The 19,590-nt window shown below is 45.7% G+C and carries 24 protein-coding genes and 3 tRNA genes; 18 read left to right on the forward strand and 9 right to left on the reverse strand.

What is annotated here, in order from left to right:
* Positions 1-107: 107 nt before the first annotated feature.
* Together VLA77_02450 and VLA77_02455 are read left to right on the forward strand one after the other, a co-directional pair.
* A complete protein-coding gene (locus VLA77_02450; GenBank protein ID HSE29424.1) occupies positions 108-587 on the forward strand; it encodes a hypothetical protein in 480 nt (159 codons plus the stop codon).
* 119 nt (positions 588-706) lie between these two features.
* Positions 707-783 (forward strand) — tRNA-Val (locus VLA77_02455).
* 115 nt (positions 784-898) lie between these two features.
* On the opposite strand, the gene VLA77_02460 is transcribed toward VLA77_02455, so the two are convergent.
* Positions 899-1,345 (reverse strand): hypothetical protein, encoded by a 447-nt coding sequence (locus VLA77_02460; GenBank protein ID HSE29425.1) that lies wholly within the window; start codon positions 1,343-1,345, stop codon positions 899-901.
* Between the two features lie 154 nt (positions 1,346-1,499).
* On the opposite strand from VLA77_02460, the gene VLA77_02465 reads away from it, so the two are divergent.
* Positions 1,500-2,252 carry a slipin family protein gene (locus VLA77_02465; protein HSE29426.1) on the forward strand — a complete coding sequence of 251 codons (753 nt, stop codon included), beginning with the start codon at positions 1,500-1,502 and terminating at the stop codon, positions 2,250-2,252.
* 3 nt (positions 2,253-2,255) lie between these two features.
* Here VLA77_02465 and VLA77_02470 read toward each other — a convergent pair whose 3' ends face one another.
* Positions 2,256-2,807 carry a DUF1697 domain-containing protein gene (locus VLA77_02470; protein HSE29427.1) on the reverse strand — a complete coding sequence of 184 codons (552 nt, stop codon included), beginning with the start codon at positions 2,805-2,807 and terminating at the stop codon, positions 2,256-2,258.
* 66 nt (positions 2,808-2,873) lie between these two features.
* On the opposite strand from VLA77_02470, the gene VLA77_02475 reads away from it, so the two are divergent.
* Positions 2,874-2,949: transfer RNA gene (locus VLA77_02475), tRNA-Phe, on the forward strand.
* Between the two features lie 54 nt (positions 2,950-3,003).
* Complete coding sequence (locus VLA77_02480) at positions 3,004-3,657, forward strand: hypothetical protein (GenBank protein HSE29428.1); 654 nt, start codon at positions 3,004-3,006, stop codon at positions 3,655-3,657.
* A gap of 123 nt (positions 3,658-3,780) precedes the next feature.
* Here the strand turns inward: VLA77_02480 and VLA77_02485 are convergent, their stop codons facing one another.
* Positions 3,781-4,335 (reverse strand): hypothetical protein, encoded by a 555-nt coding sequence (locus VLA77_02485; protein ID HSE29429.1) that lies wholly within the window; start codon positions 4,333-4,335, stop codon positions 3,781-3,783.
* 160 nt (positions 4,336-4,495) lie between these two features.
* Here VLA77_02485 and VLA77_02490 point away from each other — a divergent pair.
* Positions 4,496-4,571 (forward strand) — tRNA-Gly (locus VLA77_02490).
* Here the strand turns inward: VLA77_02490 and VLA77_02495 are convergent.
* On the reverse strand, positions 4,549-6,102 hold the full coding sequence (locus VLA77_02495; GenBank protein ID HSE29430.1) for a recombinase family protein: 1,554 nt from the start codon (positions 6,100-6,102) through the stop codon (positions 4,549-4,551). The genes VLA77_02490 and VLA77_02495 overlap by 23 nt on opposite strands.
* On the reverse strand, positions 6,095-6,319 hold the full coding sequence (locus VLA77_02500; GenBank protein HSE29431.1) for a hypothetical protein: 225 nt from the start codon (positions 6,317-6,319) through the stop codon (positions 6,095-6,097). Before VLA77_02500 ends, VLA77_02495 begins: the two co-directional genes overlap by 8 nt.
* A gap of 344 nt (positions 6,320-6,663) precedes the next feature.
* Between VLA77_02500 and VLA77_02505 the strand changes: the two genes are divergently transcribed.
* The 7 genes from VLA77_02505 to VLA77_02535 all read left to right on the forward strand — a co-directional run bounded on the left by VLA77_02505 (position 6,664) and on the right by VLA77_02535 (position 11,880).
* Positions 6,664-7,146, forward strand: a complete 483-nt coding sequence (locus tag VLA77_02505) for a JAB domain-containing protein (protein HSE29432.1) — start codon at positions 6,664-6,666, stop codon at positions 7,144-7,146.
* A gap of 14 nt (positions 7,147-7,160) precedes the next feature.
* Entirely contained in the window at positions 7,161-8,084 is a 924-nt protein-coding gene (locus VLA77_02510; GenBank protein HSE29433.1) for an NAD(P)-dependent oxidoreductase, read from the forward strand.
* 5 nt (positions 8,085-8,089) lie between these two features.
* Positions 8,090-8,533 carry a deaminase gene (locus VLA77_02515; protein ID HSE29434.1) on the forward strand — a complete coding sequence of 148 codons (444 nt, stop codon included), beginning with the start codon at positions 8,090-8,092 and terminating at the stop codon, positions 8,531-8,533.
* Positions 8,534-8,535: 2 nt separating this feature from the next.
* A complete protein-coding gene (locus VLA77_02520) occupies positions 8,536-9,147 on the forward strand; it encodes a flavin reductase family protein (GenBank protein ID HSE29435.1) in 612 nt (203 codons plus the stop codon).
* A gap of 16 nt (positions 9,148-9,163) precedes the next feature.
* Positions 9,164-9,682: a hypothetical protein gene (locus tag VLA77_02525; GenBank protein ID HSE29436.1), complete on the forward strand. Its 519-nt coding sequence runs from the start codon at positions 9,164-9,166 to the stop codon at positions 9,680-9,682.
* Positions 9,683-9,939: 257 nt separating this feature from the next.
* Positions 9,940-10,785 (forward strand): hypothetical protein, encoded by an 846-nt coding sequence (locus tag VLA77_02530; GenBank protein ID HSE29437.1) that lies wholly within the window; start codon positions 9,940-9,942, stop codon positions 10,783-10,785.
* A 615-nt stretch (positions 10,786-11,400) separates the two neighbouring features.
* Positions 11,401-11,880, forward strand: coding sequence for a hypothetical protein (locus VLA77_02535; GenBank protein HSE29438.1), 480 nt, complete (start codon positions 11,401-11,403; stop codon positions 11,878-11,880).
* Here the strand turns inward: VLA77_02535 and VLA77_02540 are convergent.
* Positions 11,867-12,346 carry a cysteine peptidase family C39 domain-containing protein gene (locus VLA77_02540; protein HSE29439.1) on the reverse strand — a complete coding sequence of 160 codons (480 nt, stop codon included), beginning with the start codon at positions 12,344-12,346 and terminating at the stop codon, positions 11,867-11,869. The genes VLA77_02535 and VLA77_02540 overlap by 14 nt on opposite strands.
* A gap of 231 nt (positions 12,347-12,577) precedes the next feature.
* Here VLA77_02540 and VLA77_02545 point away from each other — a divergent pair, with 231 nt between their 5' ends.
* From VLA77_02545 to VLA77_02565, 5 genes are all read left to right on the forward strand, one after another.
* Positions 12,578-12,958: a DUF1428 domain-containing protein gene (locus VLA77_02545; protein ID HSE29440.1), complete on the forward strand. Its 381-nt coding sequence runs from the start codon at positions 12,578-12,580 to the stop codon at positions 12,956-12,958.
* A 63-nt stretch (positions 12,959-13,021) separates the two neighbouring features.
* A complete protein-coding gene (locus VLA77_02550; GenBank protein ID HSE29441.1) occupies positions 13,022-15,154 on the forward strand; it encodes a heavy metal translocating P-type ATPase in 2,133 nt (710 codons plus the stop codon).
* A gap of 21 nt (positions 15,155-15,175) precedes the next feature.
* Positions 15,176-15,922, forward strand: a complete 747-nt coding sequence (locus VLA77_02555; GenBank protein HSE29442.1) for a 3-oxoacyl-ACP reductase family protein — start codon at positions 15,176-15,178, stop codon at positions 15,920-15,922.
* A 100-nt stretch (positions 15,923-16,022) separates the two neighbouring features.
* Positions 16,023-16,352: a PadR family transcriptional regulator gene (locus tag VLA77_02560; GenBank protein HSE29443.1), complete on the forward strand. Its 330-nt coding sequence runs from the start codon at positions 16,023-16,025 to the stop codon at positions 16,350-16,352.
* A 9-nt stretch (positions 16,353-16,361) separates the two neighbouring features.
* Entirely contained in the window at positions 16,362-17,180 is an 819-nt protein-coding gene (locus VLA77_02565; GenBank protein ID HSE29444.1) for a pentapeptide repeat-containing protein, read from the forward strand.
* Positions 17,181-17,233: 53 nt separating this feature from the next.
* Here the strand turns inward: VLA77_02565 and VLA77_02570 are convergent, their stop codons facing one another.
* From VLA77_02570 to VLA77_02580, 3 genes are all read right to left on the reverse strand, one after another.
* On the reverse strand, positions 17,234-17,878 hold the full coding sequence (locus tag VLA77_02570) for a hypothetical protein (protein HSE29445.1): 645 nt from the start codon (positions 17,876-17,878) through the stop codon (positions 17,234-17,236).
* A 138-nt stretch (positions 17,879-18,016) separates the two neighbouring features.
* Entirely contained in the window at positions 18,017-19,009 is a 993-nt protein-coding gene (locus tag VLA77_02575) for an FAD-dependent oxidoreductase (GenBank protein HSE29446.1), read from the reverse strand.
* Positions 19,006-19,587 (reverse strand): hypothetical protein, encoded by a 582-nt coding sequence (locus tag VLA77_02580; protein ID HSE29447.1) that lies wholly within the window; start codon positions 19,585-19,587, stop codon positions 19,006-19,008. Before VLA77_02580 ends, VLA77_02575 begins: the two co-directional genes overlap by 4 nt.
* Positions 19,588-19,590 lie beyond the last annotated feature (3 nt).

Here is a 19,590-nt window from a genome sequence, read left to right on the forward strand (position 1 = left end):
GAATATACCATAACACCTTTTACATCATCGTACAAACCTAAACTATTTACTTTTTTTGTTTTTGGTTTTATAATATTTAAATCAGCCACTTTCGTGAAGGATGTGACATGAGTACCTCGCGTCACCGCAAGGGTATTGTCGTGACTCGCACGCCGCGAACCTTCCCTGTTCCGGCCGCCGACGCGTTCATCGGTACCGTCGGTACCCGCGCCAACAACGTCTCGATCTGGGAGCAGGTCGTCGCGAACATGCTGGTGATCCAGCAGCGCGCACGCTACATGGTCACCTGGACCGAGGAGCAGGGCAAGAACATCAGCATGCGCTGGTGGATCGGCGACCAGGAGGTCTGTGCCCGGGCCTACAAGACCGTCTTGCACGACCGCTTCTGCAACTACAACGACTGCCCGGGCTGCTACATCTACTGGGACCTGCGCCTTGAGCGGTTCGGCCCTAGCGGCCAGATCGCGGCGCAGTCCATGCCCGCGCTGCTCTACGGTGAGTGGCGCCAGGAGAGCTGGTCCGAGTTCCTCGACCGCCTCAACACCCAGCTCGACGCGGCCACGCGCGCCAACAACGGCCGCCGCTGATCTAAACTCCGCTGACCCTTCGTGAGCAAGCATTCCGCTGGCCCAAGGGTCGGCGGAGTGTTTTGCTATAAGGGGCTTTTTTTATAGCCAATAAAGTGTTATACTACATAAGTTCTTAAGGGTTGTTAGCTCAGCTGGCTAGAGCATCTCGTTTACACCGAGAGGGTCGGGGGTTCGAATCCCTCACAACCCACCATAGAAAAAAGTCACCGGTAAAATGGTGACTTTTTTCTATGGTTGCGATTATTGAGTTTTTTTACCAGAGTGATTTGCAAATGCAGGCAGGCGCTCACCGCGCCTGCCTGCAGAGTCTACCTGCTCCGCACCCTGAGTTCGTGTAGAATCAGGACGCCGGTGACGAAGGCCGCCGCGAAGCACGCAAGCTCGAACATGCCAACCAGTACACCTGATGACAGGCGAAGTTGGTAGGCGCCCTGAGCCGCCGTGGTGGTCGGACCTATGATACATAGCAGCATCACCGACCCAGTCCTTGCGTTGAAGTCTTCGGCTGAGCGTAGGTAGAGTAGCCACCAGGTAATGACTGTGGCTACTAGTGTGCACGCGATTGTCGCGGCCCAGTTGACGGGTCTGCTGACGCTCGAAATTACGGCAGCGCTGCCGCCGATTCCGATGATTGCGAGCGCAAGGCTCAGCCACGCGGACGCGGCTTCGCGGATGGCGCGGAGGCTGAGGATGACGAGCATGATCGATATGATCAGTCCAAACCAGCCGCCGTTGACAACAGGCGTTGATGGCACGATGCCCTCCTGTGGTGTGTTTTGTCAAAATCACTCTGGAAGGTGCAAACCCAAAGCAATTTTGGATGCCAAGATACTATACAATAATTATTAAATTAATTCAATATGCTGCAGTGGTGCACAAGATGCTATACTTAGCGCATCAAGGAGTAGTATGGATACATTTGTGGTTTTTTGGTTAGTGGTTTTGGGCGCGGTTTTACTTAGTGGCATTAAAGTTGTCAATCAATACGAACGCGGCGTGGTTTTAACTCTGGGTAAGTTTACAGGAATTCGTTCACCTGGCTTACGGTTGGTTATTCCAGTTTTTCAGCGAATGATCCGCGTTGATGTGCGTTCGTTGCCGGTTGATGTGCCTCGCCAAGAAGTAATCACCAAAGATAACGTAACCATCAACGTTGACGCTGTGGTTTATTTTAAAGTTCTAGATGCAGCCAAAGCTGTGCTTGAAATTAACAACTATATTTATGCAACTTCGCAGTTTGCCCAAGCTGCTCTGCGCGACGTAGTCGGTAACGTTGAATTAGATGCACTCTTGAGTAAACGCGAAGAAATCAGCCAAGAAATTAAAGCAATTGTAGATTCCGAAACAAACAAATGGGGGATCGACGTTGAGAATGTTAAGATCCAAAACATCGAATTACCTCAAGATATGAAACGCGCAATGGCAAAGCAAGCCGAAGCTGAACGTGAGCGTCGTGCTGTGATAATTACCGCGGCCGCTGAAAAGTCTGCTGCTCAAGAAGTCTCGGAGGCTGCCGAAATGCTCAGCAAAATCCCGGGTGGAATAAGTTTGCGAACTCTGCAGACCCTAGAGAAGATTGCGAGCGAGCCATCGCAAAAGACTTTGATCGTGCTGCCAACAGACCTCGGCAGCGTGGTTAGCAGTTTTATTAAAAAACAATAGTCGCTATTTTTCCAATAAGGCTTCGAGTTTTTTGGTGGTGTTCCAGTTGCGGATTGTAATATTTTGGTAAATCGGCATACCTATTAACCGTCCCAGGTAGCTTTGCGTTGCTCGGGCTTCGACGCGACTGTGAAAAACTACCCCCTCAGCGCCTGGCCATGCTTCGTCCACATCTTGTCTGATTGGGATTTCTTTCATGGCTTGTTGAGTTGTTAGTGGCCCTTTTAAAAATAAAACATAGTATCTAAAGTTGGCTGGATCGGTACCGAAACTTTTTGGAGCGCTCGCTACAATTTTTTTAAGTTGGTCGGCTGATCTGACCACAACGCTGGCGTTGTAATTAAAGTTGGTTGACAGCATTTCTTCTAGTTTTTTAGATAAATCGTCGGCACTTTGGTTGGGCGCTTCAAAGATTACATTGCCGCTTTGAATGTAAGTCGAAACGTTCTCGTAGCCGTGGTGCTCAAAGCAAAACTTAAGCTCGGCCATTTTTATAATGTTTTTCCCGCCAACATTGATGCCGCGTAAAAGTGCTAAATATTTTTGTGTTGCCATACATGGATTTTAGCAACAGCAAGCAATTGATAAAAGACTAGAATTTAGTTATAATACATCAGTCGTGGCTCTTTAGCTCAGTTGGTAGAGCAGAGGCCTGAAGAGCCTTGTGTCCCCAGTTCGAGTCTGGGAGGAGCCACCACGAAATTATTATGATAAAAGTTCCAGGAGACTGGAGCTTTTTTATGAGGAAAAAATGGCGGAGATCCCAAATCTTAATAGCGTAGGTAAAGATTTTAAAGTTTTTCTTGATCAAGATGACACTTTGGCGCCTTCGAACGCGTTTAGCAGATTGTACGAAGTTATTGGTGCATCAGAGAGGCTAGAGGCTGAGCGTGAACATCAGCGCAAAGCCAGTCGTGAGGCGGCAAAAAGTGGGGGAACTTTGATTGTTCCGCCGTATGATATCGTAGAGCATCTAGGCCCGAACCCGGACCCATCTTATGGCGTCGAGATTCCTTACAATCTATCACCTCAAGATATTATGGCGATGGCGCTACGGGCTCGCGAAAGTCAACCAAATCCGCTTTTTCCAGATGCACGGAGACTGCTGGCGCGCCTAGCAATTATCGGGATCACTCCGACAATCCTAACTTATGGTGACGATTTTACGCAGCGCCTAAAAGCCGCCTTGAACGGCTTAGATATCTACCCGATTGAGGTTGTTAATAAACTAAAACCAGAATATCTGGCCGATGTTGAAGGGCTGGGAATTCTTGTCGAAGATCGCATTAAGCACTTGCCAAAAATCGGTGAGAGCCAAATAGCTGGAGTTTTATATGATCGAAACGGCAACCATCCGGATTTTGAGGGTGTGATAATTAAAAGCCATGACGAACTTTTTAGATAATTTATCCCTTCGTCAATTCCCTGACGAACCAAGAAGGCGAAACTGTTAAAGTCAACCGTGTTCAAACGCTAAAATTAGATAATAATAAATCCAGTCGCTAGCTGGATTTATTATCGATTGTTGTTACTGAGCTGGAACTGATTCAACCGATCGAGCTAACTCTTCTAAGGCTGGCCCGTACTGGTTCATGATCTCGATGTTGGCTTGAGTCGGCTCTGTGCACGGTGCGTCCGTTGGTTGCCAGAGGTAGTAATAGTCGCCGATTTTTATTGCAGACGAGTTTTCTTCGATTTTAGATCCAAACCAATTGTAATCGTAACCGGCAACTCCGCGAACTAATTGACCAGTGCTGCCGTCAGCTTTACAATCTCCGTTAGTTTTTTCTAGGTAGACCGCAGTAGTCAAGTAAAGTTTGTTGTCGCTTACTGTGTATAGTGTATCGGCCGTGGCTGCAGTTGGCTTAAGCCGCACACCCCATTCACTCACAACGATGTAGCCTTCGTTTGGATCTTGCGAACTTTGCGTTTGTTGAGTCGGAGTATCTGCTTGGGGGTTCGTGCTAGGCGATTGTTTATTGCTGTTGTAAATATAAATTCCTCCCATTATAATCGCCGCAACGACTATAATACCGATAATAATCTCGATTACCCCAAAGCCAGACACGTTTTGTTTTTGCATAGAATTCCTTGATTTAAGTTAATTGTACATTAGTTGTACGTAGATTTTGGCAAAAAGTTTCAAAATATATGTATTTTGGACAAATTTATTCAGCGAATTTAGTTGCCACTTAGCACCCTTGTAAAAAGTGCCAAACTTGGGTAAAATATTAAATTGTTACGCGGGTGTAGCTCAGTTGTTAGAGCGCTGCCTTGCCAAGGCAGAGGCCACGAGTTAGAGTCTCGTCACCCGCACCATTTGGACATTTTTAGACACTTCGGTGTCTTTTTTTGTTGTCGCTAAGGTGATGAGGGGGCTTATTTTGGGGGTGTAAACATTTTTATCGGCGTCCATGTAAAAACCAGCGGGAAATATGATTTGTTTACACTTTTCACGGTTCTCCTCTGTTATGGTCATGAAGTTGTCACCCATATTACTGGCGAAGTTAAAGGCAAACTTAAGGAACTTATCTTTATCTGTGTCCATCTTTTGCTCTAGGGAATGTAATTCTTCTTTTAATTCTTCAACCTGCGTTTTCATTTTCTCTATGTTCGCAAGTATCTCAGGCTTGATTTTGATGTTTGACGGGTCTATGGCTGCTATAGCACGATTGTCTATATCATCACTCAGTGCCTTTATTTTCTGGCCGATACGAACGCTGTCCTGTCTAGCTTGGGCTTCTTTCTTTTTCCAGACAACATCAAGTGCTTCTATAAAATCTTTGGCCCCATCTTCATTTATGGGGTTGTCCTTAAAGAGCTGAGCAACTTTTGGATGCAACTCGGCACGAGTAAGGTAAAATCCACACGAACGACAACGGTACTTCTCATAGATTAAGTTAGGATTTTTGCCATTGCCATGGTCGTATCCAACGAACTTGCCTTTGTTTTTTAATTCCAGGCAGGTGTCGTGCAAAGTTATGCGATTAAGAGGAAATTTCGGATTGCCATTTTTGCGTGGACCCGTCTGAGTCTTCTTTTTCGCATCGAATATTCTTAGCAATTCCTCGTGTTGCTCAAACGTAATCAGTGGCTCGTGCTCACCATTCTCATTGCGAACCTTAACCTGTTTGTTAATCTCAACAATTCCAGCGTAGAAGGGATCAGTTGCTATCTTACGAAACTTATCCATCTTCAATGGTGAACGCTCTAATGTATAGTCGCTTTTGTTCAATTCGATGAGCCCCTCTGTCGGCGTTACAACGTGCTCCGCCATACGAACAAACACCTCACGTAATGCAATACCTCTGACAGGGTGGACATCTGGTACACCCTTGTTAGTGCCACGCATGTAACCAGCCTTCGGGTGGAATGGATAACGGCCATCTTTCAGAGCGGTTGTTTGGCCTGATATTGACTTGTGTATACGTTCTTCGTTACTGCCTTCTGCTTTATATGCTTCCAGCATTAAAAGCAATGTATTAGCAGCAGTATCCGTCTTAAGATTTGGCTGTGAAGCAAAAACAACCTCTACGCCTTGTTGCTTGAAAAGAACTAAAAAATATCCGATTTCAAGTATTGAACGCATAAAACGGTCAAGTTCGTCAATGATTACAAACTTTATACGTTTATCTTTCTTGCATAGGTTGAGCATTTCTTCTAGGTCTTTACGGTCAACATTTGAGCCTTTTTTACTACTAACGCTCCCCGACCATACTTTGATAATTTCTACCCCTAGCTCTTTGGCTGCTGCATATACTGAGCTCTCCTGTCTAGGTAAGCTATTATTTAACAGTTGCTCTATGCTGGATACACGACAGTTCGCTATTGCGAATACTTTTTTAGTCATTTTCGTTCCCCTCGATACCCGTTTTATTTGCTGGTATTGGACAATTCTCATTATATATTTTATAAATAAGTTCTGCTAGTTCCATAGCGTCTCTTTTCCTCTGCTGTAAAGGAGTTAATTGTGGGGTGTCTGTTGTTTCGTTTTGATTTTTTTGTATTTGCCCTGAGACATTTTGGGCTTCTTTTTTCGAGATAGCTAAATCGCCACTCGTGTTCATAGAAGTAAGCATTAAAAAATCCAATACTATACTTACCTCGTTGAACGGACGAGGGGTTTAATATTGGTTTAATGCAGTTCGCCTCTAAAAAATGTGTTTACTTCACGCCGCCTATCGTTGCTGTTTCGCCGAATGACGTCGCAATCCCGAAAATCTGGCCAGAAAAAATCCGTAATGTCGCACATAAAGTCCAAGAAGCAAAAGATGAACGGTTATTTATACCCCCCTGGAGGCTCTCCAGAATCGGCTGGAGATGTTTTAGGACAAAAGATGGGTAAAGTATCGTCCCAAGGTTACAATGGTTGGTTTGACTGACAAATATACGGGCTTAGGAGCCTAGCGCAATGGGGAGTGGTCGCACCAACGGTCACTCCTACGGAGGGAGCAACGGAGGCAAATGTGTCTTCTGTGAGCAGCCAACCGTCTCAAAGCCATTACGTTCAGCCAAGGACATCCTAGCTTGTTTGGAATTCTTCAGGGACAAAAATCAAGAATGGCTCGTAAGCCTTAGTCTGGATGGAGCTGGCAATCTGATTCTGCGCCGTATTGTCACTATTGGGCTATTGGATATGAACTTAGCCCATCCAAGAGAAGTATTCGCAGGGCCACTGACAGATAGAGCAGCGTCGATTATTATTGCTCATAACCATTGTAGTGGTATCTGTGAGCCATCTAGCCAGGACATTCAGACAACCCAGCAGTTGGCGGCAGCGGGTGTATTGCTTGGCATACCGCTGGTTGAGCATCTGATCGTTACAAAGACAGGGTATTTCAGCTTTCGGGAGCAAGGTTTGATTGACAGAGCTATTCACCAAGCTAACAGGTAAGGTATTATTAGAGCATGAAAATATTTATTATCAGCCCCAACGCCGAAAGAATGTTTACCGAAGAGCACCGTAACGCCCTTAATGCTGTTGGTGGTGTAACCGTCTTTGGTGAGATAAAGCCCTTTGATCAACTTACAGAGTTATATGATGGTGACGAACCGCGTATTGTAGCTGTTGACCCAGATTTTAGCGATTGGAAGTTTCCGAACGAGGTTATAGATAAAATACCCAGTCTAAAGGCGATCGTATTACAGACCACATCCTTTAGCTGGTTGGACATACAGTATGCCGCGAAGAAAGGTATACCTGTCGTCAATTTGCGGGGCTTTTCTAGTATTGCCGTCGCTGAGTGGGTCGTGATGCTCACGCTTGCTTTGGCTCGACGCTTACCAGTCGTAGTGAAAGATGGCTGGAAGCTTGACTACGAAAAACATCGTGGCTTTGAATTGCGTGGTAAAAAGGCAGGTGTGATTGGTCTTGGGCGCATCGGTACGGCGGTAGCCGAGAATCTAAAGGGTCTCGGCATGAACGTGCAGTATTGGTCGAGAAACAGTGAAGACGAGCGTTTTGATAAGGTGGAGCTTGATGAGCTAATGCGTAGCTCGGATGTTATTGTATCGGCCGTAGCTCACAATGATGAGACAGAAGGCTTGCTGAGCGATGAGGCGGTTAGATGCATGAAGCCAACGGCATTGTTGATAGACATCACTCACCCTATCTACAGCACCGAACTTGTTTTGCAACTAGCTGCTGATGGTAAGATTGGTGGCTATGCGTTCGAGGACGAGAAGAACGCTTTCGGGCATTATGCTGGTAACGTGTGGAACGGTCCAGCACTCGGCTGGTGTACGAACGAGAGCATGAGTAAGAACGCTCAGCAATGGGTCGAGGCTATAGTTACTGCGGCTGGGGGTGAGTATCCAACGCGGGTAAATTAACACCTATGAATGACTACCTAAGGCAAGCTGTAAATCTATCCCGTAAATCATTTGAGGCCGGTGAGTTTCCGGCTGGTGCGATACTTGTTACTGAAGCTGGTAATGTGTACGAAAGCGACCCGTCTTTGCCGCATTATCACGGCGAGTGCATGGTTATAGATAAAGCTATTAGGGCCGAAGGCTACCCGCTTACTGGTGCAGTTATGTATGGCTCTATGGAATCTTGCCTGATGTGTTCGGCGAAAATGTATTGGGCTGGTATTACCGAAGTGCATTTTGTTATCCCTAAGGAAAAGACCAACACACTCTATGCTTATGAGGACGATCTACCCATGCAAGGCCGCATTAAGCAGTTCAACACACCGATTACGGCCACACAAGACAGCGGCTTGCTTGATGAGGCACTAGGGCTGTACGAGGCTTGGGTTAAGAAGATTGAAAATAAGTAAACATGCCAGCGCGTAAGTACCTTAGCCCCGAAGACCTACACGAAAACAAAATAGTCTACCTCTCGCCGGGCCACGCACCCGGTATGGTTACGACAATCGGCCCAGCCGGTAATGTGAATGTAGCAACCTTTGAGCAAACTATGATTGTTTCGTACCGCCCACCCCGCGTAATGATCGCTATCTCGCCCAAGTGCGACACACACAAGAACATTCAGGACGGTAGCGATTGCGTGGTTGGTTTTCCGCGCCCGGAGTATATCCAAGTTGCGTATGATGGTGGGGTCAAAACTCCCCGTGACATATCGGAGCTTGATGTAATTGAAAACATTTCCACCTTTGCGTCTAAGCTGGTTACTCCGCCCTCACTTGACCAATGCTGGATTAACATGGAGTGCAAGCTCAAAAGCATAACACCCGCTGGCGACCATGACCTTGTACTGCTCGATGTAGTTAGCGTTGCGTTAGACGAAGATGTATGGCGTGATGACAAGGTGGAGCGCCGAAATAATTTGCCAGCCGTATACTACACAACGTCCGGGCATTTTTTCGTGCCGGGCGAACGTATGCACGTCAGTCTAAGCGAAGATTTGAAGAAGTACGATAACGGCGATTAGGTAGTAAAATGTAGCTATGGAAACGCAGCTAGACATTACCGAAAATACCGTACTTCGCATGATTAGTGAGCCAAACCTCGGAACGGATGCAACCGGCCACTTCAGGAAACATGACGACATAGCGGCGGAGCTGGGCGAAACCAACGAGTCCCTCCAACCAATTATCGACAAGTTATTGGCCCAAAAACTTATACGTACCGTTAATGATAAGTTCGAGCAGATACACAGACACGCTCTTGAATATACCGCTTACCAGATCACGGAGTTAGGCAAAAGCCACATGCAACAAAACAGCCACCCCGTACCAACTATTTATAGCAACATCAACGGCTCGAACATTGCCCACAATTCATCAAATGTTACGCAGACGATTTCAGCAAGCAACATGCCGCCTGATATACAGGAAAAGATTAAAGAGTTCGACGCAGCCGTGAAGCAAAAAGACGCCTCAGCCATGAAACGGATATTTGGCTACATTGCAGATAAAACCGTTGACGTGGCAATCGCATTAGTAACGGGGACATTGGTGCGTTAGCATGGACGACTTAACCAAGAAGACGGATGACGAGCTGCGGGATATTATGCGTACAAGCATTGCGAACTCGTATGTTCCGCAGTCTATACACAATAGAGCAAAACAGGAGCTAGAGTTCAGGATGCAGCAAAGACCAACCTACAACCTGACTAATTCCAATCTATCCATTAACTCCACGAATGTTAGCCAGTCTACTGAAGTAATCAATGAGCCGAAACAGGGTTCAACAGAGTAGCCTATACCTGTAAAATATAGGCATGTCCGACGTGCTGCATATTTTTGATATAGATAAGCAATTAGCAAGGCTAAAACATGCCAACACACAAGGAAGCAGTTTGGCCAATAGTATTCAGGCGTGGTCTAAAGCAAGTTTAAGCACTACGCCCATAATAAATTCGGACAGAAAAGGTTGGGCGTTACGATTGGACGTTGCCAAGCCACCACCCTTTGATGATTGGAGCCTTATTTTAAGTGATGCCACCAATCAACTCAGAAGTGCATTGGATAATCTCGTGTTCTCTGTGCTTACGCCACTACCTAGCTCTGGTGCGGCTAAAAACGAGAAGCTAATCAAGTTTCCGATTGCGTCATCGGCTAAAGAATGGAAGAGCGCTAAAGTCTCAATAGAGCATTTGCCAGTTGAGTACCGTGATCGTATTGAACAATGGCAGCCATTTCAAAGACTCAGCAAGGGCGGAAATCTGGAAGAGGACGGCTTGGTATGGTTACAGCGGTTAAGCAACGTCGATAAGCACGCCTTACAAGTTGAGCCATTGATAAGCACCTCTGAGATGAATCACGAGTTTGCTCTTGAGTTTGTAACCCTAGAGGACGCAGGTATCAGCTTGCCGCCCCAAGTCGAAGTGATTAACCCTAAATTTGAAGACGGGGCATTACTCATGCGGCAGTTGACGGCGGGAAAAATTCAGTCAGTTAAGGGCAATTACCATGTTAAGGCACGGGTTCTGGTTAATCTTGAGGGCGGTCAGTACGGTATTACTGAGCTTCTGGCGAACATCTGGGAATATACGGCCGTAACTATGCAATATGTAACTGGCATTGCCGATGACGAATGGAAGCGTTGGTATTCAAGCGTTACGTAGGGTCTGGGTTATCGGCCAAAGACCTTTTTGGTCGCTCGTTGTAATATTGGCACTCTCTAGCTTGAAGTGCTAATGCTAGAGTATAATGTGCATGGAGCTACTCCGCTAGGACTTTGACATACCGAAGATTGTGAACACAGGCCAGGCAGACTGCAAATAGCAGTTAGCTGGTATGTCGGCCAGTTTAATCAGGAAACAAACATATGGCAAAGCCAGCGTTTAGACCTGGACAAACAGCTCTCAAATCGGGACAGTACGAGCGGATCAACCGTGTCGGCAACCCGACTGGGAAAGAGGTGACGGTTACGCGGGGTGAACCCCTGCCGCCAACACCAAAAAAAGGCCAGACTTTTCGCTTAGTTGATCCGACTAAGCACTGACCTTTTTAAGCACTAGGAGTAGCTTCACTAAGTATCATAGCATAAGCATTATCCGTAAGTGTGAATACCACCACTCACTTGATTAGTAAAAACTTCTGGTAGGGTACTTCTAAGATCGTCCTCCATCGGTTGTATTCTTCTCTGATAAAGTGAAAACTTTTTTCCACTTGCTGCACCATAAATGAACCAACATAGACGGATATAACCGTCTTTTTGTTATGTTACAATCAGTCTAATGAACATTCATTTTATATGTCGAGGCAATGTCCTAAGGAGCCTTATAGCCGAGACGTATTTGAGGTCTTTAGGTGTTGATGGGGTCGAAGTTATATCTAGTGGTACAAACGTTAATTGGAGCGATCCTCAGGAACGGGAGTATTTTGCCAATACGCTATCCGTCCTAGGCGGACATGGAATTAAACCATACGCAAAATCGAACGCAGAACAATTAACCCAAGAACGTATAGATAGCTGCCATGACATTATTGTTTTGATGAATCAAAGGGTTGTTGATGAAGCGACAAAAATCGTCCAACTGCCGGACAACTTTTTTAACTGGGATATTATTGATATTGGTGAGGGTCATCGCACTAATGTCGACAGCCATAAATTATATGAAGAAGAGATATATCAAGAGATTACGCATAAAGTCGATTCTTTAATAGAAAGTATGAATTATAACTCTATCGACGACGATTTAGTTAGTTCGCAGTAATTACAAACGGACAAATCTTAACGTGGTCGCGCAGCTGGTCGATACCGCTTAATAGCTTATCCTTGGATATCTTGATAATCTTACCGTCCCAAGGGTCGAAGACCTCATAAAATTTTTCAGTAGCTTTTGTAACCATCATAAAATGAGGAAGGTGCGTCCAGCCATCGGTAATGTTGTTATCAACATAAACAATAAAAGGTGCGGTTAAAGAGTTGAGGAGTTTATCGTCATTCTTTTTGTGGAGCATATTAATGCGTGGATTGTTAACCCATTTCTTTAATTTCCCAAGGTAGAAGTTATTATCTACGTAGATTGTTGCCGATTTGTCTTTATAACGGTCAAGGAAAGCTAAAAGGCATCCAAATGTATAATTTTCACGGAGGCGGAAAAGTCCTTCACTAAGAATGCTCTGTTCTTTCTCGCGAGTTGGCTCAATATCAAATAGGTACATCAAATCAACGACCAAACAGCCTTGATACTTTGTTGTTTATAATCCATGTTTAGCATTGTAGGTTTTTATATATTTATTAACAAGACTTAGTAGGGATATTATGAGCGCTTTTTTATGATAGGTATCCAGGTAAGTTAGCAAATTCTGTAGCTCTACTCCAAAAGATCATTCGGACGCTTCGGCGTCCTTTTCATTTAACTTAAGTGCTAAAATTGAAGTGGGCATAACTTAAAAATAGGAGTATACATGGCTAAATATGTTGATGGGTTCGTTCTTGTAATTCCTAAGGGCAAGCAAGCTGAATATGAAGAAATGGCTAAAATGGGCCGTGATTCCTGGATGAAGCATGGGGCGCTTCAGTATTTTGAGTGCAGAGGTGAAGATCTTAAACAGCAAGAAATGAATGGTCAGAAATCTCGAGCTTTTAAAGAGATGGCGGGTGCAAATGATGATGAAAATGTTTGGTTTTCTTTTATTGTTTTTAAATCCAAAGAGCACCGTGACGAAGTAAACAAAAAAGTCATGGACGAAATGGGCGAAACTTACAAAGACCAGGCGGATTTTGAAATGCCTAACGATATGACAAAAATGGCTTACGGAGGTTTTGAAGTGATGGTTGAGGGTTAGCTCGGGAGTATTGCGGAACCAACAACGCTTGGTTGCTTTTAGGCAAAAGTATATATTGGAAGTATGACCACAAAATTCGCTACTTCAAAACTGGAGCATGATATGACTTACACTTGCCCAATGCACCCAGAAATTCAGCAAAAGAATCCAGGTTTATGTCCTGAGTGCGGAATGAATTTGGTTCCCGCAAAAAAGACCGTTGTTAATAAGCATGATGTGGTCGACAAACACGCCGGTCATTCCCCGAATATGTTTAAGCAAAAGTTTTTGCTGAGTTTGATCTTGACGATTCCTACCGTAGTGTTTTCTACGTCGGTGCAAAGTTGGTTTGGTTATAGCTGGACTTTTTGGGGTAGTGGCTACATTCCAGCAATCTTCGGCGCGATTATCTTTTTTTACGGCGGACTTATATTTCTGAAAGGCGCTAAGGTAGAGTTGGCTGCTCGGCGACCTGGTATGATGACGCTTATTTCCATGGCAATCACCGTGGCTTTTGGCTATAGTTTAGCATCAACACTTGGGCTTGTGTCGGGGGTAGATTTTTGGTGGGAATTGGCTACGCTGGTAACTATCATGCTACTCGGCCACTGGTTGGAGATGGCTTCGGTAATGGGTGCGCAAGGGGCACTTAAAGAGCTCGCTAAATTGCTTCCGGATGAGGCCGAACTGATTATTGACGGTAAGTCCAAAAAAGTTCCTATTAGTGAACTAAGCGTTGGCGATGTGCTACTGGTGCGGCCTGGGTCGCAGATTCCGGTTGATGGTGTAGTGGTCAAGGGTGAGTCCGATGTAAACGAGGCAATGTTAACTGGCGAATCTAAACCTGTTAAAAAAACAGTTAAAGAACAAGTGATTGGCGGTACGACCAACGGCAGTGGTTCGCTGACGGTGCGAGTCACTAAGGTCGGCGATAGCACAGTGCTCGCAGGCATTATGAAGCTAGTAGCTGATGCACAGGCTAGTAAGTCGCACACTCAAATATTAGCCGACCGAGCGGCATTTTATCTGACGTTTGCTGCCATTGCAGCGGCTCTTGTTACTGGAGTGGCGTGGACGATTGCTGGGCAATCTGCCGAGTTTATTTTGGAGCGTATCGTAACTGTTCTTGTGATCGCCTGTCCGCACGCCTTGGGTTTGGCGGTGCCATTAGTCACGGCTATATCGACTACCTTGGCAGCGCGCAATGGTCTGCTCGTTCGTCAGCGTGAGGCTCTTGAAGCTGCTCGCAATGTAGATGTGATTTTGTTTGATAAAACAGGAACATTAACAAAGGGTGAACAAGGTGTAGTCGATGTTGTTACTATCGAAAAAGAGACGGAACTGTTGATGCTAGCGGCGGTAGTCGAAGCTGACTCGGAGCACTCCATCGCACGCGCTATTGTTGCCTCGGCCAAGGAGCGCAAAATACCTATCCACCAAGCAACCGACTTTTCGGCTCTGCCAGGCCGCGGTGCGAAAGCTAACGTTAACGGCAAAGCTACATATGTTGGCGGCCCGCGCTTAATAAAAGAACTAAACGTAGTTTTGCCAGATACTTTAGGCCAAGCTGCAAGAGAAGCATCTCAGCAAGGCAAAACCGTAGTTTACGTAATTCAGAATAAGCGCGTACTCGGAGTTGTAATGCTCGCTGACGTAATCCGCGACGAATCGCGAGAGGCTGTAGCTGCTTTGCAACGTATGGGCAAGCGAGTAGCCATGCTAACTGGTGATTCCAAAGGTGTGGCGTCGTGGGTCGCCAGTGAACTAGGTATTACTGAATACTTTGCCGAGGTTCTGCCAGATAGTAAGGTTGAAACGGTTAAACGCCTACAGGCAGACGGCAGTCTAGTGGCAATGGTTGGCGACGGGGTGAATGATGCTCCAGCATTGACCAGGGCAGATATAGGCATCGCAATTGGCGCCGGTACCGATGTTGCAATCGAGTCTGCGGGTATTGTTTTGGCATCTAGCGATCCGCGTGGCGTAGCCAAAATACTTATATTGTCCAAATCTACTTATCGTAAAATGCTTCAGAACCTATTGTGGGCGGCCGGCTACAACGTAATCGCTATTCCATTGGCTGCGGGCGTTGCGGCAACACTAGGTTTTGTACTATCACCAGCGCTTGGAGCTGTCTTGATGTCACTGTCTACTATTATCGTAGCGAGCAATGCCCAACTACTACGAAACCTAGATCTCAATAGAGGGTTACGCTAGCATCAGGAATAAGGAGTTTTAATGAAGCGATTTGAGAATAAAAAAGTGTTAATCACTGGTGGAAGCCGCGGTTTAGGTGCTGCAACAGCCAAAAGGTTCGCCCAAGAGGGTGCCGATATCGTTATCAATTACACTGAACAAAAAGAGGCTGCCGAAGCTGTCGCGCATGAAATTAAATCCTTGGGCGGCAAGGTTATATTGATTCAGGCAGATGTAGGCAACGAGCACAGTGTTAAAGCAATGGCGGCTAAGGTTGTCGAGCAAGTTGGTTCTGTTGATATTTTGGTGAATAACGCTGGGATAGTTTTTGATGTGCCATTTGACCAAAAAAGTACAGATCAGTGGCGTCGTACAATGGATGTTAATCTGAACGGGGTTTACTATTGTACAAAATATTTCATGTCACACATCAGTCGAGGCGGCAGTATTGTGAATGTCGCGTCGACCAACGGTATCGACACATATCACCCCGATTCGATTGACTATGACGTTAGTAAGGCAGGAGTCATAATGTTCACTAAAGCTATGGCCCGTGATTTAGCGCCAGACATTAGAATTAACTGTGTTGCGCCGGGCTGGTTCGATACTGATATAAATGCTGATTTGCCCGAGGATTATGTAAAAAAAGAGTCAGAAAAAATTGCAATGGGAAGGTTTGGTGATCCCAACGAAATAGCCAGCGTTGTTGCATTTTTAGCAAGTGAAGATGCCAGCTTTATGACCGGTTCGGTTGTTGTAGTCGACGGTGGTTATGGAGGAGCCGTTTAAACTCGGTCGAAAGTGCCCAGCAATCTGGGGATCGTTGCAGAAGGTCAAGTGGTATTATATTACCTTGACAGTCATAGTAAAACGATATACACTGTATCTCATGATACATAAAACACTTTCTTCGGACTTGCTTCGCGGCCATACGGATACGATTATCCTAAAGCTGCTTTTGCAGGGCGATAAATACGGCTACGAGATTACAAAGTTGGTCAGCGATCTCAGTGATCATCTTTATGAACTTAAAGAGGCAACCATGTACTCCAGCTTAAAACGACTCGAAAACGATGGGCAGATAATCTCTTATTGGGGTGACGAAACACAAGGTGGGCGACGCAAATATTATCGGATTACAAATCGAGGCCGCGATCTTTATCAAACTAATAAACAAAACTGGGATTTTTCTAAAGAAATTTTAGAAAAGTTGCTTTAAGGAGATTATATGGAAGACAAACTAAAGAATTTTTTAAATGAAGCTTTTAAGCCCTACGGCGATTTTCCGGCGCGCAAAGACGTCGAACAGGAGCTTCTTGCCAACTTGAATGAACGTTATAAGGACTATAAGGCACAAGGTAGGACCGATGAAGTTGCCTACAATTTAACGGTTGAATCACTTGGTGACGTTGCTGAAATCATGGAGCAAATTGAGCACGAAAAAGATGGCAAAACGATTCGCGAGACGATCGTAGACGTTGTTAAGAGCGCATTTGGTGACGGCGATCAAAGATTCCACGCAACATCTCTAATCGAAACCGACCTATCCGAAACTAGCTTGCCAAGCACGGATTTTAGCGCCAGCGCGTTAATGAAGACTAAGTTTGATAAAGCGGATTTGCGGAATTCCAAATTCAAAGCCGCTGCATTAAAAGGTGCAAGTTTTATTGGCGCAAACTTGAGCGGGGCAACTTTTAATACTGCCGATTTACAGGACACCGACTTTAGCGGAGCTAACTTAACGAATGCGAAAATTGTCAGTTGCAATTTAAAAGGCTCGTCATTTAAGGACGCGATTTTAGATGGTACCGAATTTAAAACGACTGACCTAGAAAACATGCCTTTTGACGGACTCAAGTTTAACGGCACGAAATTTGTTTCGGCTGGCCTTAGGAATGCCACATTCAATAGAGCTATTTTGCAGGATGTTTCTTTTAAGCACACCAAGGTCAAACAGATAAACTTTAGTGGTGCAACAATGGATAAAGTGACCTACGCTTTGCTAAAAGGCGTTAATGCTGATCTGCAAAACGTAACTGTTAGATAATTTTGGGGGATGTGCCCGGGACCTGCGACGAATCGCTTGTCCCGGGCACGCACTTACTGTGGTTTCGCGCAGTCGCCGACCGGGCGGGTGGTGTGAGCGGCCATGGCTGCACCTCGGTTGATCGCCTTGATCGACTCGGGCGTCAGCTTTTGGTACCGCTTGAGATCGTCGGTCAGCTCAGCCAGCTTCGCAGCTTCCTTGACCGTGATCCAGGCCGCGGCACAGTTCGCCGCAGGGGCGAACTCCCACTTGATCATCCCGGCTTGCAGGACCAGCTGGAACCAGATCACACTGCCGGGCAGTTTGATGGTATCCAGTTCGGTTCGAGTGGTCACCAGGTAGAGCGTCTTGTCATTCTCGGTGATGCACTCACCGAGGAATGGCATGTCACCGGTGATCGTGGTCACGACCGTGCCGTTCACGCAGGTCTGCGTGTCGTTGAGGTTCATAAACCTGATCTCGAACTTGAGGTCCAGGTAGGTCTTGGCGACCTCGAGTACCTCGACGGCCGAGACGTTGTTGCCACCCAGCTTCATGTCACTGGGCGGAACCTCGCCCCCACTTCCGCCGCCGTTGACACTGGCCGAAGCCGTAGGCTTGGCGGTGCTCGGCGTGACGTTGGGCGTGCAGCCGGTCGCCAGAACGACGACCGCAGCTACTGCCAGCCCGAGCGCAGGCCACTTCGGTGCTACGTTCACCAGTCCTCCTTAAAGGCTTGGGACTATTGGCCGATCACTCGACCGGCCGTCCACTGATGTACTGGAGCGAAATTATAACATATAATCTTTATCTTGTAAATAAAAAATACGCTGTGCAGTTCACAAATTTGTAATTTTTTACTTTGCATCGGCTAGCTCAATGGCTTGTTGTGAACTGCCCCACGAAAGAATCACGCCATTGCCACCGTGGCCGTAGTTGTGGATTATTTTTTTGTCGTCAATTTGCTCACATTCAACTCGCGGTCCGCCAGATCGTATTGGTCTAAAACCCGACATAGCTCCAATAATATTTTGTTTTTTTAAGGTGCCCGTTGTTAAACTAAACGGATGGCCGGCATGCTCTAGTGCCTGTGCTATTCCGTTAAAAACGTATTCTTTCTCGGCGGAAGTTATCGTTAAATCAAAGTTGTCCTTTATGTAAGAGGCGCCGATGTAGGTCTCATTTTTGCGCGGCGCAATTATGTGATCGTCAAATGATAGTACGTGATTTAAACCCTGGGTTGGCTTTAGGCGGAGAATCACACCTTTTACAGGCATTAAAGATTCATCGCTAAAGATTGACGCACCACAGCCGAGGCAGTTAAAAACCGTACTTTGGGGTAAGTTTAAGATCTGTCGCTTGTTTACGAATGTTTTTTGTCTTAGTTTGCCACCCATGGCTACAAATTTTTTGCCGAGTCGCGGCAAGTAAGCAAGAGGATTAATCATTATGGTTTCGAAACTGAGCATATGGGTATAGCCAAGTGGTAAGTTCGCACGCTTAGTGATTTTAAGGTTAGGTAATACGTCAAAAAAGTATGATGGCACAAAGCCGCTTCTCGCCAGTTCATAGTTTTGAATTTTTGTAATGTCATGAGCCGGGTTGGATATTTCGCTAAATCTTTTGTGTGAATACAAGAACCATTTTTTTAGAGTTTTTTCAAAGCTGTGGTCAATACCGTCGCCAAGCCAAATTGGATAAAATTGTGCTCCTGCAACATGACTGACTAAGTTGGTAAAATCACTGGCATAAATTGTTACGTCTGCTTTCGGAAATTTTTCGAGCAACAGTACGCCGGTTGTAAGTCCAATAACCCCCGACCCTAAAATTGCAAAGTTTCTACCTTTCATTTTAATGAAAACACAAGCTCTAAAAATATATTGTCGGTCATATCTTGTCGCTTTGTTGTTGTAAAAGTTAGCGTTTGGTCGAGTTTAAAACCGTGTTTTTTAAAATATTCAGCTTGAACGTTGGCTAGGGGCCAGCTTTCTGCATTGCGGTTGGCAATATCGGTACTGTCTATGATCAGTTTGCCGTCGCTTGTCAACATGCTTTTAAGGGCCGTCGCAATTTTAGTCAATGGATATTCGTTTTTAAACCAAGTAAAAGGAAGGCTAGTGTAGATGTAGTTGTACTTGTCGGATTCGGCTTTAGTAAAGTCACCTAAAATTACGTTGCTGTTTTTGGCTTCACGAACTGCGATATTGTATTGATGCGAGTCTATCTCTATTCCGTCGCATGACCCACCGATCTGAGTAATAACGCGCGGTATAGTCCCAACGCCGCAGGCCGGATCGATTCCGCGCAAGCCACCGTGATTTAAGCCGAGTTTTTTTGCGGTGATTTTGATAACCTCATCCGGAACAATAAAAAGCGGATTTGATTTTGTGTCTTTTGGAATATGTGCCTTGCCTTCGATAATATACATGGG

The organism is Candidatus Saccharimonadales bacterium, from assembly GCA_035457485.1.
Taxonomy (GTDB): Bacteria; Patescibacteriota; Saccharimonadia; order Saccharimonadales; family EFPC-124; genus DATIBO01.